The organism is Posidoniimonas corsicana, assembly GCF_007859765.1.
Lineage (GTDB): Bacteria > Planctomycetota > Planctomycetia > Pirellulales > Lacipirellulaceae > Posidoniimonas > Posidoniimonas corsicana.
The window spans coordinates 88,148-103,805 of record NZ_SIHJ01000001.1 but is presented as its reverse complement, the minus strand read 5'-3'; the positions used below and the strand labels follow the sequence as shown (position 1 = coordinate 103,805).

16 protein-coding genes are annotated in these 15,658 nt (G+C 59.7%); 10 read left to right on the top strand and 6 right to left on the bottom strand.

Going from position 1 to position 15,658, the window contains the following annotated elements:
- Positions 1-15: 15 nt before the first annotated feature.
- From KOR34_RS00405 to KOR34_RS00390, 4 genes are all read right to left on the bottom strand, one after another.
- Entirely contained in the window at positions 16-1,323 is a 1,308-nt protein-coding gene (locus KOR34_RS00405) for a hypothetical protein (RefSeq protein WP_146561186.1), read from the bottom strand.
- Between the two features lie 100 nt (positions 1,324-1,423).
- Entirely contained in the window at positions 1,424-2,560 is a 1,137-nt protein-coding gene (gene glf, locus KOR34_RS00400; protein ID WP_228714443.1) for a UDP-galactopyranose mutase, read from the bottom strand.
- 375 nt (positions 2,561-2,935) lie between these two features.
- On the bottom strand, positions 2,936-3,454 hold the full coding sequence (locus KOR34_RS00395) for a hypothetical protein (RefSeq protein WP_146561182.1): 519 nt from the start codon (positions 3,452-3,454) through the stop codon (positions 2,936-2,938).
- A 45-nt stretch (positions 3,455-3,499) separates the two neighbouring features.
- Positions 3,500-4,285: an RHS repeat-associated core domain-containing protein gene (locus KOR34_RS00390; protein WP_146561180.1), complete on the bottom strand. Its 786-nt coding sequence runs from the start codon at positions 4,283-4,285 to the stop codon at positions 3,500-3,502.
- A gap of 1,655 nt (positions 4,286-5,940) precedes the next feature.
- On the opposite strand from KOR34_RS00390, the gene KOR34_RS00385 reads away from it, so the two are divergent.
- The 7 genes from KOR34_RS00385 to KOR34_RS00355 all read left to right on the top strand — a co-directional run bounded on the left by KOR34_RS00385 (position 5,941) and on the right by KOR34_RS00355 (position 10,260).
- Complete coding sequence (locus KOR34_RS00385; RefSeq protein ID WP_146561178.1) at positions 5,941-6,618, top strand: recombinase family protein; 678 nt, start codon at positions 5,941-5,943, stop codon at positions 6,616-6,618.
- A gap of 2 nt (positions 6,619-6,620) precedes the next feature.
- Entirely contained in the window at positions 6,621-6,947 is a 327-nt protein-coding gene (locus KOR34_RS00380; protein WP_146561176.1) for a WGR domain-containing protein, read from the top strand.
- A gap of 331 nt (positions 6,948-7,278) precedes the next feature.
- On the top strand, positions 7,279-7,569 hold the full coding sequence (locus KOR34_RS00375) for a hypothetical protein (RefSeq protein ID WP_146561175.1): 291 nt from the start codon (positions 7,279-7,281) through the stop codon (positions 7,567-7,569).
- A 380-nt stretch (positions 7,570-7,949) separates the two neighbouring features.
- Positions 7,950-8,852 carry an ArdC family protein gene (locus KOR34_RS00370; protein ID WP_146561172.1) on the top strand — a complete coding sequence of 301 codons (903 nt, stop codon included), beginning with the start codon at positions 7,950-7,952 and terminating at the stop codon, positions 8,850-8,852.
- A gap of 397 nt (positions 8,853-9,249) precedes the next feature.
- Positions 9,250-9,612, top strand: coding sequence for a phosphoglycerate kinase (locus KOR34_RS00365; RefSeq protein ID WP_146561170.1), 363 nt, complete (start codon positions 9,250-9,252; stop codon positions 9,610-9,612).
- A 100-nt stretch (positions 9,613-9,712) separates the two neighbouring features.
- Positions 9,713-9,946, top strand: coding sequence for a hypothetical protein (locus tag KOR34_RS00360; protein WP_146561168.1), 234 nt, complete (start codon positions 9,713-9,715; stop codon positions 9,944-9,946).
- Positions 9,943-10,260, top strand: a complete 318-nt coding sequence (locus KOR34_RS00355) for a type II toxin-antitoxin system RelE/ParE family toxin (RefSeq protein ID WP_197531005.1) — start codon at positions 9,943-9,945, stop codon at positions 10,258-10,260. The genes KOR34_RS00360 and KOR34_RS00355 overlap by 4 nt, the downstream gene beginning before the upstream one ends.
- Positions 10,261-11,207: 947 nt before the next feature.
- On the opposite strand, the gene KOR34_RS00350 is transcribed toward KOR34_RS00355, so the two are convergent.
- On the bottom strand, positions 11,208-12,275 hold the full coding sequence (locus KOR34_RS00350) for a replication initiator protein A (RefSeq protein ID WP_146561164.1): 1,068 nt from the start codon (positions 12,273-12,275) through the stop codon (positions 11,208-11,210).
- 588 nt (positions 12,276-12,863) lie between these two features.
- Between KOR34_RS00350 and KOR34_RS00345 the strand changes: the two genes are divergently transcribed.
- The 3 genes from KOR34_RS00345 to KOR34_RS00335 all read left to right on the top strand — a co-directional run bounded on the left by KOR34_RS00345 (position 12,864) and on the right by KOR34_RS00335 (position 14,681).
- A complete protein-coding gene (locus KOR34_RS00345; RefSeq protein ID WP_146561162.1) occupies positions 12,864-13,325 on the top strand; it encodes a DUF2726 domain-containing protein in 462 nt (153 codons plus the stop codon).
- A 388-nt stretch (positions 13,326-13,713) separates the two neighbouring features.
- A complete protein-coding gene (locus KOR34_RS00340; RefSeq protein ID WP_146561160.1) occupies positions 13,714-14,400 on the top strand; it encodes a ParA family protein in 687 nt (228 codons plus the stop codon).
- The gene (locus KOR34_RS00335) at positions 14,397-14,681 is read left to right on the top strand and encodes a hypothetical protein (protein WP_146561158.1); all 285 of its coding nucleotides are present in this window, start codon (positions 14,397-14,399) and stop codon (positions 14,679-14,681) included. The genes KOR34_RS00340 and KOR34_RS00335 overlap by 4 nt, the downstream gene beginning before the upstream one ends.
- A gap of 125 nt (positions 14,682-14,806) precedes the next feature.
- Here the strand turns inward: KOR34_RS00335 and KOR34_RS00330 are convergent, their stop codons facing one another.
- Positions 14,807-15,004 carry a hypothetical protein gene (locus tag KOR34_RS00330; RefSeq protein ID WP_146561156.1) on the bottom strand — a complete coding sequence of 66 codons (198 nt, stop codon included), beginning with the start codon at positions 15,002-15,004 and terminating at the stop codon, positions 14,807-14,809.
- Positions 15,005-15,658 lie beyond the last annotated feature (654 nt).

The following is a 15,658-nucleotide window of genomic DNA, read 5'->3' as shown; positions in this document are numbered from 1 at the left end:
ACGTGCGGCGCCTGTTCAAACGCCGTTACGGAAATGCTTCTCGTTGCCGTTTCCAATGGTCGCCCCTGCTGACGATAGTCCGAAGTTTGCCAGCGCTTGACTAACCGCGGCGCCGCCGTTCAATATCAGCGACTCGTAGCTCACGTTGATATAAAAGATGTTCGTTTCACACAGGGCCTGGTAGATGCGGCGATATGAGTCTTGTAGTCGCGCCAGAGCGGTCTCCGCATCGGTTGCGTGCCGACGCTCCAGCTGCGATTGCACAACGCAGTGCCAATCGCGTGTCATAACGACCGCCTTCGCGATATACCCCGAACTCTGGAGCCGTCGGATCGCCGCCACCGCGTCGGGCCAACCGTCTCCGTGAGGGAAGCTCCGGCGCCAAACTATCGGGCCGCTCTGGGGGATCGTGCGGTCGATACGCTGCCGATGGGTTGCATCCCCGTAACACCCCGCGTCGATTAGTAGCGAGGTCATGAGCCTGGTTCCGCTAGACTCGGGGCCCATGACAAGTATCGCCATGGTCTGATCGCCGGCGTCCACGCTGCGTGCCGAGTTGGGCCGCGGACGCACCGGGTAGTACATCAGGTCCTGACTTGAGTCTGTCGTCGGCGGCATGAAGTCGGACTCACTGCCGAGTGTAGCCCCACTGTAGAATCGACCTCGCCTGTCGGCAGGCGTGAACGGTCCGGTTCCACCTAAATCCTCAATGAGCAGGCCGGCGCTATGCAAGATCGTTGGCAGAAGGGCGTCTTCGTGACCTGTCCAGCCTGTCCGCGCAGACGTTCGCAGCAACTGCACCGCGCGCTGGGAGAGCCTATACGCGCAGCAGTTTGCGGCCAGGAGCTTGAAGTCCGTCCCGGCCACATCTCCTGAAGGCGCCGAGACGCTATCCCAGTATGGCCAATCCGGACGATCCCGGCGGCGAACCACCATCGGCGCCGCGAAGTCGACCTCATCGGCTACCGCGCTAAAAAGGTGTGCCCAATCGCCGCTAAACCGAACGTCGTAGTTGAGCACCCAGAAGTGTTGGACGCTGTCGTGAGCGGCTGCAAACTCAAGCACAGCGGCGTATGCGCCCCGCGGCGATGATTGCCCCGATCGCAACATGCGATAGCCGAGCATCTCGAGGTCCCGTTCGCAGGACCTCGACACTTGGTCTGGCGAGACCACGGGGAAGTCCGCGGCCTCAGTGTCCTGCAGCACTTGCAGCTCTACTTTGCAGGTGGCGCCCAGCAGTTCCTTGTAGAGACCACAATCGGGAACTTTTGCGCCATGGGCGACCAGCAGGACGGTGTGTCGAGATCCGGCGGCAGCTCCCATTGAATTGAACCCTCTTTGCTCCAGTATGTGACTTGCAGTCAGCACACAGCCGATGCCGTTGGCTTAACTGGGATCCCCGACCGAAGACGCGAGTTTGAGTTCAAACGCGTGTCGTCAGCGTCCTTCCTAGCGACCCCTCCATTGCGGAATCGGCCTTGCGGATCGCCTGCGCGATGACTTGGTCCATGTCTAGGTACCGGTATGATGCCAAACGGCCGCCGAAGACTACGCTCGTGCCGCCAGCGAGCTTCTCATACTGCGCAAGAACTGCGTTATTTGCGGCGTCGCGGACCGGATAGTATGGCTCGTTGCACCTATCGTGCGGCATCGAGTACTCACGTGTCACGATCGTATGGTTTACGCTACTGGGCGCGAAGTGCTTGTGCTCGGTGATCCGCGTAAATGGAACGGCCTCGTCGGTGTAGTTCACGATCGCGACACTTTGGTAGTCTCCCTGCAGCCTCTCATCGTCGAAGCGGAGGCTCCGGTAGGCTAGTCGGCCTCGTTCGTACCCAAAGTACTGGTCAATCTTTCCGCTGAATACGACCCGCCTCGCTTGGCGGCTAAGCTGCTCACGGTGACTGAAGTAGTCTACGCCGAGCTCTACTCGGATCTGTGGGGCGTCAAGAATGCTGGCGACGAGGTTTGTGTACCCTTCAACTGGAATGCCCTCATGGACAGAGGAATCCTTGAAGTAGCGGTCGTTCTCCGTCATTCGAATTGGGATCCGACGCGCGATCTCGGCGGGAAGGTTGGCCGGATCCTGCCCCCACTGCTTGAGTGTGTAGCCTCGAAAGAACATCTCGTAGAGCTCCTCACCCACTTGAGAGAGGAGCCAATCTTTCATCGACTTCGGGCGTTCGATTGCGACGCGCTCGGTTGCGATCCTCTCTCTTGCTTCAGCGGCTGATTCTACCCCCCATACCTGACGAAGTGTTGCCAGGTTGATTGGGAATGAGTAGAGGCGCCCTTTGTACGAGACTCTTCCGCGGTGCTGATACTTATTGAACTCGCCGAATCGTCTTACAAACGCCCAAACCCGATCGCTCGCTGTATGAAATATGTGGGGGCCGTAGCGGTGCACGTCTATGCCGTCAACCGATTCGGTGAAGCAGTTCCCCGACACATGCTCCCGTCTATCAATTACAAGTGATCGCATCCCACAATCCGCGGCTCGCCTTGCGAACGTGGCGCCAAAGAGCCCTGCGCCGACAACAAGAAAGTCAAAGTCTTTCACCAAACAATCCTGGCGTTGGATTTGCGTAGGCAGGCTTGCCGGAACAGTCTGGCGCGACCGGCGCTTCATGCAGCGATCTAGAGTAGACGTCCCTAGAGCTATGCTCCCGAGTCGTTCAACGCTCTCTTTCGAGCCGCAGTTTACTGATGCCTAGGATCTCGAGCTTATGGCCCGCGTTGCACTTGCGTTCGCCACAGCAGCATCCCGTAAACCAATGCATTGCCTTGATTTAGGTGCAATGCTCAGCCTCTGCACCGCGCTCCCTGTGGCAGAGCTCAGGCGTCGAAATGTCTGTACGATGCTTCAGTGCCTAGGTTCAATTGGAACTTCAGTTGGTTTGGATTCGTCGGCTAGTGTACTTTCACTAGGCCTCAATCAACCTGCCTTTCGAGATACGCTATACAGCCAATAGGCGTAGGTTCCAAAACAGGCAAGCACCGGAGTCCCTAGTACAAGCATACATGGCAATAAACCGCCAAAATACGCATCCAATAGACTGACTTGATTACTATCGTAGGTGCTTGTCAATGTAATGAACCACTGAGCAATCGCGACTATGCTCACTGCAAACAAGACTCCGGCCCCCATTACCCAGCCTGGAGTAAGCCGGCCAGCTTTTCGAAGTCCAATTACAATCGGGATGCCGAATACTATGGCACATACACCTGCGATCAGCGGGACAACAATGATAGCCCCAGCAATTAGAAGTGGAATCGCTGCTGGATTGTCTACTCCGGTCAGCAGAGCAACAATAGCTACTGCCACCGCTATGATTGCGGACGCCCCCCCAGCAGCTAGCGGTACAAATACCAAGCCGCGAAGAAGGTTCCCTTCACTACTCTGATACTCCTCAGCTGATGGGGAACTGTATGGGTTTTGTTTTTCGGAATCCATTGAATCGTGTTGGGTCGAGGCCCCCACTCCGAATATCGCTCCACGTTACCGGCGTCCAGTGCCCCACTCTTCATCCCAGCCACCTGTGATCGGGTAGGGCGTACCATCAGGATTCCACTCCCCTGGGAAAATGTCGATTACATCCCATGGGTCTGAGAAGCGGTCAACGATTCGATAGGTTGTTTCGCAATCGTACGTCATCCCCTTTGTGTCCATAATGTCTGGATCAGGTTGGTCCGTCTGGTTATCGATGCAGGGTTTGTAGCATTCTCCGGTGAAGGTGCATGTTGTTACTATCTGAAGAGTCGTATTGCCAAGTACGAATATAGAATCCTCAAGCTGAATTCCTCGGCACGTGTCCGTGACGGTTACTGTTACAGAAGCTGTCTCACCTGGTTGCTTTCCCTCGCACGGATTCGGATCGGAATTGCTGATGCGTTTCTTGTGTTTCCTAACGCAGTTTCTTACATCATCATCGCGCTGAAAGTCGTCTAGTAAGTCGTAGTCGCCAAGGTCGATCGGAGTTCCCGAATTGTCCCAGTAGTGATTGAACCAAGGAGGTTTAGGCTTTGGTTTTGGGCAAAACCGCGAAGGGTCACCGATCAGACTCTCGCACCATCCCTGGATTCCGAAGTCCCCTTGCAACCCGGTGGGATCGACGTAGAACGTAGGCCTGGAAACAACATAACCGTACAGATTCAAGCCGCCGAGATACCCAATCGGATCCCTTGACAGCCACGTGCCGAGTTGCTGGTGATAGTATCGCTTGCGATTCAGCTGCAGCCCGGTTAGGAGGTCGAGTTCCCTTGTCGCCGTCTTCCTCGTTGGCATGCTTTTCTGACCGTCTACGCTGCGATCCAACTGCTTCGCCTACTGCTTCGCGAAGTAGGTCCGCGATCTCTTCAGCACCGAATTTCCCGTTCTCGTTGGAGACATTTCGTTTAATGTAAGTGGCGACAAGACTGCGATCTAAAGGGAGGGGCTTGATAGGAGTTTGCCGTAGTGCTTCCGTGAGTCTTCGCCCAGCAAGATCAACTTCAGCGCAGAGCTGAATCTTTCCATCTGGCGTGAGGGAAAAATCGATGCGGTAAAACTCCGTCTCGGGTTCTTGCACAGGCATGCGAGTCGTAGATTGTGCTTTCGTAGGTTGCTTAGGCATTAAAAAAATCGTCCTATGGTTTTGCTAAGATGCCAGTGGTCGAACGCGCTAGCTATCGCAGTATATCGGTCGACCGACTCTTCATAAGTGCGTATCGATATAAGCTCAAGCGTATAGGGATCAAACTCCAGAGTCAGGTTCCTGGCCATGGGAATCCCAATTCGCCCCACTACAATTCTGCTGAAACTGATTAGGAGCGACGCGATGGCTCCATGAGATGGAGTTCGCAGTCGCGGATCGCGTTCGATTGCGGGAATCTTGCCTTTGGCAAGTAAGGCTCGTTCAGCCGCGCCGTCTGCGAACGCTATCCGATCTTCATTGTAGTCAGGGCAGCCTAGCTCCAGTTCTGCGTGTCTCAAGCTGATGGTGTGGCATGCAAGCATGTACTGTGCTGTTGGCCTTGTTGCGTTGGGCACCTTCCACTCGAAGGCCGAGATTGGAACTCGAACACCGCACGCAGGCCAGTAACTTCCGTCCGACCGAAGGCGGACCGCGTACAGAGCTGTCTTGTCGCATTGAAACGTATGGGCGGTGCAGGGATCCTCGTGTTCTCTTAGGGCCTTCGGAAGGCGAGCAAACACTATCGTCCACCATCCAAACCCTTGGGCACATCGCCCGAAAAAATCTCCCACGAGGTGGGAAAGGGCAATGTGTTGCGCACACCATGTGCTCTCTCTGCAGGATGACACTCCCGGTGCTTCCCCCATCAACAGGTCGCATTGCCGCTTGAAGAATTGCGACAGCGTATCTACTCGGTTTGCTAGGTCGATGCATGCGCCGCCTTGAGCGAAGGACCAGTTTCCATCGAATCGAGCACTATGGCCGAACTCGTCGAGGATTGGACTGCAACGCGATATGTCGCCAACGCCGCGCTTGAATCTCACGCCAAGGGAGCTTTCAAAGCAGCCCCTGATCTCAGTGAGAGGCATTCTCTCATGGGGCTTCCATGCTTCTAGATTCATAGTCGCTACCAACGATGTAATGCCTGGAGCAAACAGTGCTACCTCTGTGACTTCGGCAAGTGCGGTACAGCCGCCACTAGGTGAATCCAGTCAGGATGCACCTTGCGATCCAATACAGGGGCTGTCGTTAGCAGAGGGGTAGTCGCATCGCTCCTGCCGAGCGTATTTCGCCCTTGTCCACGATGCGTTCGATCATCAGGTTGCGATATGAAGAAATGAGGTGCGTCTTTCAGCGTTTGCTTGACATAGATTTTGAGACGAGGTAGGAGACACTGCGGAGGGATCGAATGTTTCACTGCCGTTGGGTCACACAACCGGTCGTTTGCGTGACACGCAGGAGGCACGATCAAATGCAAGGAGGTTGAATGCTGGTTGGATACATGCGGGTGAGCAAAACGGACGGGTCGCAGGCGACGGACCTGCAACGCGACGCTCTGCTCGCCACGGGAGTTGATCAGCAGCACCTCTACGACGACACCGCTTCCGGCAAGCAAGATGATCGCCCCGGACTGGCCGCCTGCCTCAAGGCCCTCCGTGAGGGCGACACGCTCGTTGTCTGGAAGCTCGATCGACTCGGCCGCGACCTCCGCCACCTTGTCAACACGGTCCACGATCTTACCCAACGCCAGATCGGTTTCAAAGTATTAGCCGGCGAAGGCGCCGCGATCGACACCACCACCCCGTCCGGGAAGCTGGTGTTCGGCATTTTCGCTGCCCTCGCCGAGTTTGAACGGGAGCTGATCCGAGAGCGGACGAAGGCGGGGTTGGCGGCCGCTCGGGCACGAGGACGCTACGGCGGACGCCCCTTCGCGATGGCGCCCGCCAAGCTGCGGCTGGCTCAGCTCGCGATGCAGAACCGCGACACGGTGGTCAGTGAGCTCTGCGAGCAGCTGGGCATCACGCGGCAGACGCTCTACCGGCACGTCGGGCCGGATGGCACGCTTCGAGCTGATGGAAGGAAGCTGCTGGAGCGATCCGCCAAACGCACCCGCACGTATGCCCGTAGCGGTGATGTGTTGACCGATGCTGTGCAGGATGACTAGCCGTGGAGAATCTCATTCGCTTGGCCTTTGAGGCCCACAGTATCGAACTCAACCGCCACCGACACTACGAGATCACTGTCGGGCGGGACCTGTTCGACGACTGGACGGTAGCGATCCGCTACGGCCGGGTAGGCGCCGGTGGCCAGGCGCAGCGTTGGGCCGCGAAACAGACGGCGGACGTGAAACGCCTTGTCAGCGAGCGTCTGCGCCGCCGCCTAACCGCGAAGAAGCGTATCGGCTGCCCCTACCGGCTGGTGATGCTGGACTCCGCGCCCGGTTTGGACGCCGCCGCGTGGTTGCCGAGAGAGCTCATGGCCAGATTCTTCTAACCTCGCCCGGTGATTGCACAATGTCGCATCACCGCATGTCTGATTCTATTGGTCTGGTTCAGATTAACCGCGAGAAGCGGATCAACGGTAATCTCGGCGGCTGGCTGGAGTCACCTCTCCTTCTTATTGCTGGTTGATCGAGCGTCCCGAGCGGGCCTGTTGATGCCGATGCTTAAGCCCGTCGCCGGCCCTGGCAAGCCGAAAAAATCGGCGCCCCCTGAAGGTCTCCCCCAATTTTTTGGCTGGCCCTGTCCGGCTGTTTGGCGGGCTTTTCTGCAGGCATCAGGCCGCGAGGGTCGCAGCCGACAACCCAGAAGAAGGAGTAACTACCATGACCAACTCAACCACCAAGAACGCCCCTGTTGACCGCGTACGCCTCGGACGCATCTCGGCCGCCATCTGGAAGCAGACCGCGGGTGACGGCAAGACGTTCTACAACTTCACCATCGAGCGGAGTTACAAGGACGAGGCAGGGAATTACCAGTCGGCCGCGAGCTTCTCGCTCGGTGACGCCCTGGTCGTCGCCAAGCTGGCCAACCTGGTCGACACCCGCATCCGCAAGCTGATGGATGCGGAGTACGCCGCGTCGCGGAGCGACGAAGAGTACGGTGACGCCGAGTAGGCCTCGCCGACGCACTAGCCGGCCGGGCCCAGCCCGGTCGGCTTTTTTTGTGCTGTTGTCGCTTTGTAGGTCGTCGTCCAGCGTCTCGTCTGATGGCCGGAGCTGACGACGCTGAGTGAGTATTGGTCGCACAGTCGTCGCCGTTGGCGTTCGTCTTTATGAGGGGGGCTGTCCCCCCAAGCCGTCAAGGATCGGGGCCACGCGACCGGCGGCTTCCTCCCCGCTTCCGCGCTGCGCTTGTGCAGCGGGGCCCCTCCGCCGCCGGTCGTCCTTGACCGCTTTCCCCCCGCACTTTCGGCCTTCGTCCCCCTTGCCCAAAAGCAGTTGCTTTTTTGCAAGGGGTTTTTCTTGCAGTGTTTCAATCACATGGAGTATTGACGATGGCTACCAAGTCCAAGAACCGCACCGACATTTACGCGAAGGTCACCAATCAGATCGTGGCCGAACTAGAGCGGGGCGTCCGGCCCTGGCACAAGCCCTGGAACGCCGAGCACGCGGCGGGCAGGATCTGCCGGCCGCTGCGGCACAACGGCGCGCCCTACCAGGGGATTAATATCCTGATGCTGTGGGCGTCGGCAGAGGACGCCGGCTTCCACTGCCCGCACTGGCTGACGTTCAAGCAGGCCAAGGAGCTTGGCGGATCGGTCCGCAAGGGCGAGAAGGGATCGCCGGTGGTGTACGCCAGCACGTTCACCCGGAGCGAGACGACCGACGACGGGGCCGAGGTTGCGGAGCAGGTGCCGTTCCTGAAGCAGTACACGGTGTTCAACGCCTGCCAGGTCGACGGGCTGCCGGCCCGCTACTATGAGCTGGCGGCGGCGCCGCGTGAGACCGTGGAGCGGATCGAGCAGGCTGACCGGTTTTTTGCCGCTACCGGGGCCGAGATCCGCACCGGCGGGAACCGGGCCTACTACACGATTGAGGGCGACTATATTCAGCTGCCGCCGATTGAGTGCTTTGTCGACTCAGAGTCGCACGCAGCGGTCTTAAGCCATGAAGCAGCCCACTGGACACGGCACCCGTCCCGACTGGACCGTGATTTGGGTCGGAAGCGGTGGGGCGACGCCGGCTACGCGATGGAGGAACTCGTTGCCGAGTTGGGTTCTGCTTTTCTGTGTGCCGATCTGGAAATCACGCCGGAGGTCCGCGAGGACCACGCCAGCTACCTGGCCAGCTGGCTGGAGGTGCTGAAGGCCGACAAGCGGGCGATCTTTACGGCCGCCTCGCTGGCGTCCAAGGCGGTCGACTTCCTGCACGGGCTGCAGCCGACGGCTGAGAGCTGACCGTTGGCGTTTCAGCGGAACTTAGGGGCCAGTCCCGGGGGACCGATCGCCGTGTGTCCCGCTGCCCACGGCCATGCCGGCCGGTCGTGGATGCCGTAGCAGGCGTGCCCGCTTTGGTGGGCCTGACAGTGGTGATCCTGCCAGCCGCGTGCGGGCGGTCAACGGTCGCCAAAAAATCCTCTCCGCTCCGCTGCCAGGATTTTTGGGTCGAGCTGCGAGCAGCAAACCGTTGACAGCCCGCCCTGTCCGGCTGGCTGTCGGACACCCTGTTCACTCTAACCCAAAGGAGACTATCTATGATGACATCTATCAAGAACCAGCCCGTTCTGCCACGACGAGTCGGCAGCGTCGCGTCCTACAACGCCATCGCTGTACTACGCAACGAGGGAGGCCGCTAATGGAGCTTGCTATGTTTGCATTCGCTACCGACGAAGTATTCGATCGCCCGGTAGACTTTCTGGCAAAGAACCCCATCAACCTCCACTTCTGGACGGCGCACCCCCACCTGCACGGGTGGATGGAGAGCCTCTACAACCGCAAGGGCGGTGCGCAGGTATTTAAGGGCGTGGCCGTCGAACTAACGACCGACGACCTGCTACAGCTTGCGGAAGACCTGTTCCGCGACCGACTGCGAAGACCCGTTGGCCTCGGCTTCGGAATAAGCAGACATTGTGAGACCGAGGACGACTTCGGGTTTATCGTGAAGGCCTGGCAGGCGCTCGCCGATGGCAACACGGTCTACTACGAAGCCAGTTGGTAGCCCGCCCGGGGTGGGGCCGCTGTCGGCGGCGGCCTCTCTTGTCGTTTTTCATTGCCACAACCGGCCGGGTGTGGCAGTATCGCACCGGGAGGAGAGAAGCATGTCTGATTTACAATCACTGAAATCCGAGTTGTCGCAGCTGCCGCTCGACCAGCGTGAGGAGATCCTCGCGGAACTCGAGCAGAGCATCTCCGCGGATCACCGGTCGATGGCCGAGGCCGCCGAGTCGGAGAACCTCGACGTCTGCCAGGAGCGGTTGGACCGGCTGGACGCGGGGCAGACTCAGGCCCTGCCGTTCGGCAAGGCGGTGCGCGGCGCCTTCCGAGGCCCGTGAAGTACCGCGTCCTGATCGTCGCCGAGGCGGAGGCCGACCTGCGGGAGATCATTCAGCAGCTCCGGGTAGAGTCGCCGGTCACCGTAGTCAAGCTGCAGCAGGAGCTGATGGCCATCAGCCGCCAACTGGAGGAGTTTCCCTACGCCTACCAGGCGTCGGCCGAGCCGACCGTCCGCCGGGCGTGCCTGCACTCCACCCGCCACACCGTGTACTTCCGCGTTCGCGGGCGTGTGGTCGAGGTGGCGGCGGTCCTCCCGCAGCGGATCGACCCCAGTCTTACCCGCGAACGCCTGGGACGCACAATCGTCGGCTAGTTGGCGGCTGGGATCGCTTCATTAGGGCCGGCCAGCTCTCCGGCGAAGAGCTCTTTGACCCCTTCGGCGGCCCGCCTGGTTCAGATCGCCACACCAGTGGCCCGACCGATGGCATGCTGAAGCCGCCGCCGGACGCCGCCAGCAGAAAACCGGTTCCTCCCCGCGTCCGCTGGCGCTCCCGCCGGGTCCCTCCCGTTTTCGGCTGGCCCCGCACGCTCCGCTCCGGCTGGGGCGGCTTCCCGGGATGCCATCGAGCCACGAAGGGCGTGGCTCCTCATCAACACAGGAGAACTATAATGCCGAGCCCAACGCAGATTCACCCACAGGAAGCCTACATCCGCCAACTCCCTGACGGATCCGTCCTGGAGGCCGAGGTTTCGCCTTGCTCATTCATTTACTCGGACTACCCGCTCCAATTGAAGGTAACGCTTAGGCTAGACAACGGAGCCGCTGGTGGCGTCGTCTACCCAACTGTTCGTGGACTCTCAGCGGCAGCCGCCACAAAAGCGGATGTTCGTTCCCTGCTGGACACCGTGCAAACCGTCCCCTGCAGCCGCTGCACGGCGCCGGCTTTTGATCCCACGGCGGTCGCTACCAATCGAAGTGGGCTTTGCGAGTCGTGCTACATGGGTCACTGGACGGCCGAGTTTGAGCGGCGCCTCGACGAACAGCGTCGACAGCTTGCTCAGCAAGACAGCGCGCAGAAAGCGGCTGGCATGCGGTTCCGAGCGTCCGCTTGGATTCATGGCCCAGTGGGCGATGACAAGCAGGTTGACTGGTACTTTTGTGCTCGACCGTCGGATTATGTCATGCAGCAACTCCTGCGTGACGCGGGTTGCGAAGCCCTCGACGACTATGAGATTATCCCTCTCTAGCCGTCGTGGAGGGTAGGCCACGACGCTGGCCCGCCGAATGCGATTGACGGCAAGGCAGGTCGCCTCGGCCCTCTATGCCGCTCCGCGGATGGCGAACCAGCGGCGGCAGAACCCGAGGAACGCCGCGTCGGGGCGCCGCGGGCGGTCGGTGAGCCAGGCCCGCCACTCTTGCTCGATCATGTAGACGTCCCACCCCGGCGCCAACCGCCGCGCCGCGTCGTAGGTCTCCGCCGCCAGCAGGATCCGACCGTCCCACTCGGTCGCCCGCTCGTCACGCCGGAGCCGGTTGGTGAAGTTCACCATGTCGTTCTCGTCGAGCCAAACGTCGTAGTCGGGGATATGCTGGTGGACGGCGTGCTCACGCGTGATCCGCGTGATCAGCCGCCGAAACTCCTTGAGTGTGGAGGTCGAGCCGCACTTCTTGTGCAACAGTTCGAGTGAAATCTTCCACGAAGCCTGGCGGCCGCAAAACTTGCGGCCGCACTCATAGAGCCGACGCTCCAACGGCTTCCGGAGCCGAAAGTAGTCCTTGTTGAGGGTCAGCACCTCGTTGTGCCGGATCGCGGCGAACACCCATTCCGCCAACTTTACCTCGATCTCCTGCATCCTTCCGTCCCGCGTCTGGCGGACGATCTTGGCCCGCTCGATCAGCCCGAACGTCTCAAATATCTCCTGGCCGCCGGTGACGATGTTGGTGCTGATCCGGGTGCCCGAGAGCCGTTCGAGCGCCGCCTTCAACGCCTCGTAACCCTGCCCGTTCGTCATCCGGTTGGTGGCGGTCAAGAGGTCGTACGCCTTGAACCGCACGACCTGCGAAACCGGTTGGCCCGCGTTGCGGGCGGCCATCAGCTGGCTGATGCAGTAGATCAGGATGTCGCGGTCGTGCACCGTCGCCAGGCCGTCGGACGATGGCTTCACCTCAACAAAGCAGTCACCGTGCTCGTAGCGGCGGACGCGGCGGTCGGGCTTCGACGAGAGTGAGAACACCGGGTGCTCCATCGACGCCATGTCCCCCTTGGGGGCGGCGTCCAGCACGTCGCACACAAAGAAATCGGCCGTCGGGTGCCGGTCGGGCAGCAGCGGCGAGCGGTCGCCCGGCGAGAGCTTGTCTGAAGAGAGGTCGAGCAGCGTGTCGGTCATCGCCGCCGATACTTCGATATTCTGCCCACCGTGTCAAGCGATTTCGATAGTTCACCCACCGCACGAGTCTTCGACGGTTTACCCACCGAGTTTCGAGCGTTTGCCCACCGGCTTTCGATATTCTACCCACCGCGTGGTTGGAGAACGTCTTGCGAATCAAGGGCTTGCCGATCATTGTCCACAGCGTAACTCATATTTAACTCTCTTCTTAACTCTCCCTCGGGAAGAATGATTGCCTGGGGATAGGTAACGGCTCCCGTCGAGGGAGAGCAGAAAATGCGTGGGCTGACGCCCACAACATGCCTGCCTACCCTTCGGCGCGTTGCGCCTCGCCCCATGCTCCGCATGGCCTGCTGGTGGTGATGGCAACGTCTCAGCGTTTCAGAACGGACCCCGTTCTGGGAGAGATTCGATTGCTTAGCAGAATGAGATTGGAGGGGGCCTCAAGGGAGTTGCCCCCAATCGGCTTCTCAGCGTGCCGAGAGGGCACACTTTGAGACAGCTACCCCCTCCGCCAGCGCCGGACAGTTGTGGCCCACACATCAAGAAATCGCGTGACAACGGCCGATTGCTGGCTATGCTCGCCCGATGCCCAAACGCTCGCCTCTGTTGGACTCGGATTCAAGGTCTCCCTACTCGCCTCAACCGCGGTTGATCTCTGCCGGTGAGTTGCGTTTTTACCACACCGTGCTCGAGCCGGGTTTCGGCAACCGATTCTACATCGGTGTGCAGGTCCCGATGACGGCCGTGCTCCGCGTTGACGAGGATCAATGGGACCGGGCCGCCGGGCGGAAGATCCGACAGAAGCGGTTCGACTTCGTGCTCGCCTACCCCAAGACGTTTCGCATTGCCGCGGTGATCGAGCTGGACGACCTCACCCACCGCTCACCAAGTCGCCGCCGGCGGGACCGTTTTGTCGAGGAAGCCTTGCTGCAGGCCGGCGTGCTGTTAGTCCGGATCCCAGTCTACCGGAAGTACGACGCCAAGCGGATACGGGCGATGATCCAACGCCGACTGCGTGAACATCGCACCCGAAAAAATACAGCTTAATGAAGACTTGATCCAATCATGCAGAGTCTGTTTCCCCGGGAAACAACAGAGTAAGGCAGTAGACTGACTATTGTGTCTATATGGGAATTGAAAGAACAGGCGTTTCCCTTAAGCACGCTTAAGAGATGGCCGCCTGTCGGGCGGCACGCAATTCCATCTGGGCGTCCAGCCGTCATGACATCCTGCTATCCAGACGGCAGGATGGCCATACAGCCAGCAAGTTGCATTGCGAGGTCGCTGCCTATCCATACCGCCATGCGCCTCGGCAGCCAACAGGCAAGCCATCCAATGAAGCAAGTGGCCAGTTCGACTGCCAAGCGGAGGGCCATCCCAGCAGCCGGACATTTATTGCTTGCCACCATGTTCGAAGTGCGCTATTAGTCCGCCTATGAGAAATCAGATTATCGCCGTAGCCAATGGAAAAGGGGGAGTGGGCAAGTCCACCGTGTCAGTCCACCTCGCCGGCTGGCTCCACGACCAGGGCCACCGCGTGCTGTTGGCCGACTGCGACGCTCAGCAGAGCAGCTCGCAGTGGTTGGAGGAGGCCAACCCCGATATCGACACCGTGCAGTTCGAGAAGGCCGACGATATTCTCGATAGCCTCCAGGAGCACGCCCGCGAGTTCGACTACGTCGTCGCCGACGGTCCAGGCTCTAACAGCGAGACGAGCCGAGCACTGTTGATGGTAGCCGACCTGGCCGTCCTGCCCTGCAAAGCCTCGCTCCTTGAGGTGCGCGCCCTGGCGGAAGCCACCAAAATCCTCATGCAGGCCCGCAAGATCCGCGGCGGACCGCCCCCGGCGACGATCATTCTGAATATGGTCCAGCCGCGGTTCAAACTGGCGGCCGAGATGAAGAAAGCCGCCTCCGCATTGCGACTACCAATTGTGAGCAAGCCGTGGATCCTGCGGCAGGTCTACGCCGACGCCCCCGGGCAGGGCAAGTTCGTGTGGAAGATGGGGGCTGCTGGCCGTATCGGCGCTGCCGAGGTGCAGAAGATTTTTGAGGAACTGATGCCGGAGGCGATTGCCACGAACAGGCAATCCAGCAGATCAAAGAAGGAGGCTGCGTCATGACGCGAAGAACACTAGAGGACGGAGTCAGTCTCTCCGATCCTTCACGCACGGAAGAAGCCCGCCGGTTTGTCAAAGGCGAAGAGCCCGGCAAGGCTCCGGACCCCAGGGCCGTTCTGCCGCAGATGGTTGGGCGGAAGTCCCTCACCATCAAGCTTGCCCCCCAGGTCGCATCGGACCTAAAGCGCCTATCGTTGGAACGTCAGCTCAACGGTGTTGATCCCCACACCATGCAGGACATGGCGGAAGCCGCGATCACGGCATGGTTAAAAAAGCAACAGTAGAGTCTCGCGTTGGGCCGTGGAGGGGAGTAGAGGGGTGTGAAGCGACTTGCATTCCCCTTCATCCCCCAGGAGCACTTTGATGCTCCCGGGGGCTTCTTCGTTGCTTGCTATGACGGAATTGGGACTCAGTAATCTCTCGCTAGCAGCAGCTTCCCCAGAAACTCGACAACGCCGCCGAGAATCTTCCAGGTCGTGACTAGAGCTCTCAGGACTAGAGCTCTCAGAGTCTTGCCGATGGCAAAAACCGTCCGTTCACTGGCCGCTGCGTTGTCTTCGCAGCGACGCTTGTAGCGAAAGCTTACCGTTACATCAATCTTGGACATGAGATAGTCCCTTATCCTGATTAGGAGCCCGTGTGGGCTTGGGGAAACACTACATGCCTACTGATCGGCAGGTTGATGTCATAACCCCTAGCCGGTCAGGATTGATTTCTGGGAATCCGGCCGTTTTCCATGTAGAAGTCGGGCGTCATGGTCGGGCCGGCCTCGGCTGGAGCCAATCTGATCGCGAACGCGGTGTGCGATGAGCGCCGTCGACTTTAACAATACGGTAACCTTTTCGTGCTAGGGTGACCCTTCACCAAACAGCGAGGATGGATGACTCATGAAGAGGAATCGCAAGACCCTGTGACTTGGGAAGATGTTTGCCGCAAGTGCGAAGAGGCGGAGGGCAAGGACAGCCGTGAGTTCATTCACGTGCGAGACGGGACACGTGTCGCCAAGACGATAGCGGACCTAAAGATGGTGTTGATCGAGCTCTATGCTTCGAGGCATCCGGATAGGTTTATGAGGGCCTTTGAGGCGGCTAAGGCGGGAGAGCCGATCACTGAGCTGATGGTAGGTGCTTCGTTTACCAATGAGGAAGAAGAGTTGATACGGCCACTTCTACTCAGCAGTGTGCTCGAAACGCCCGAGGGCTTAGTTGTCGGCAGCCCCTACGCCCGTGACGAGCGTGGGCGCCCTCCCAAACGTGACTTG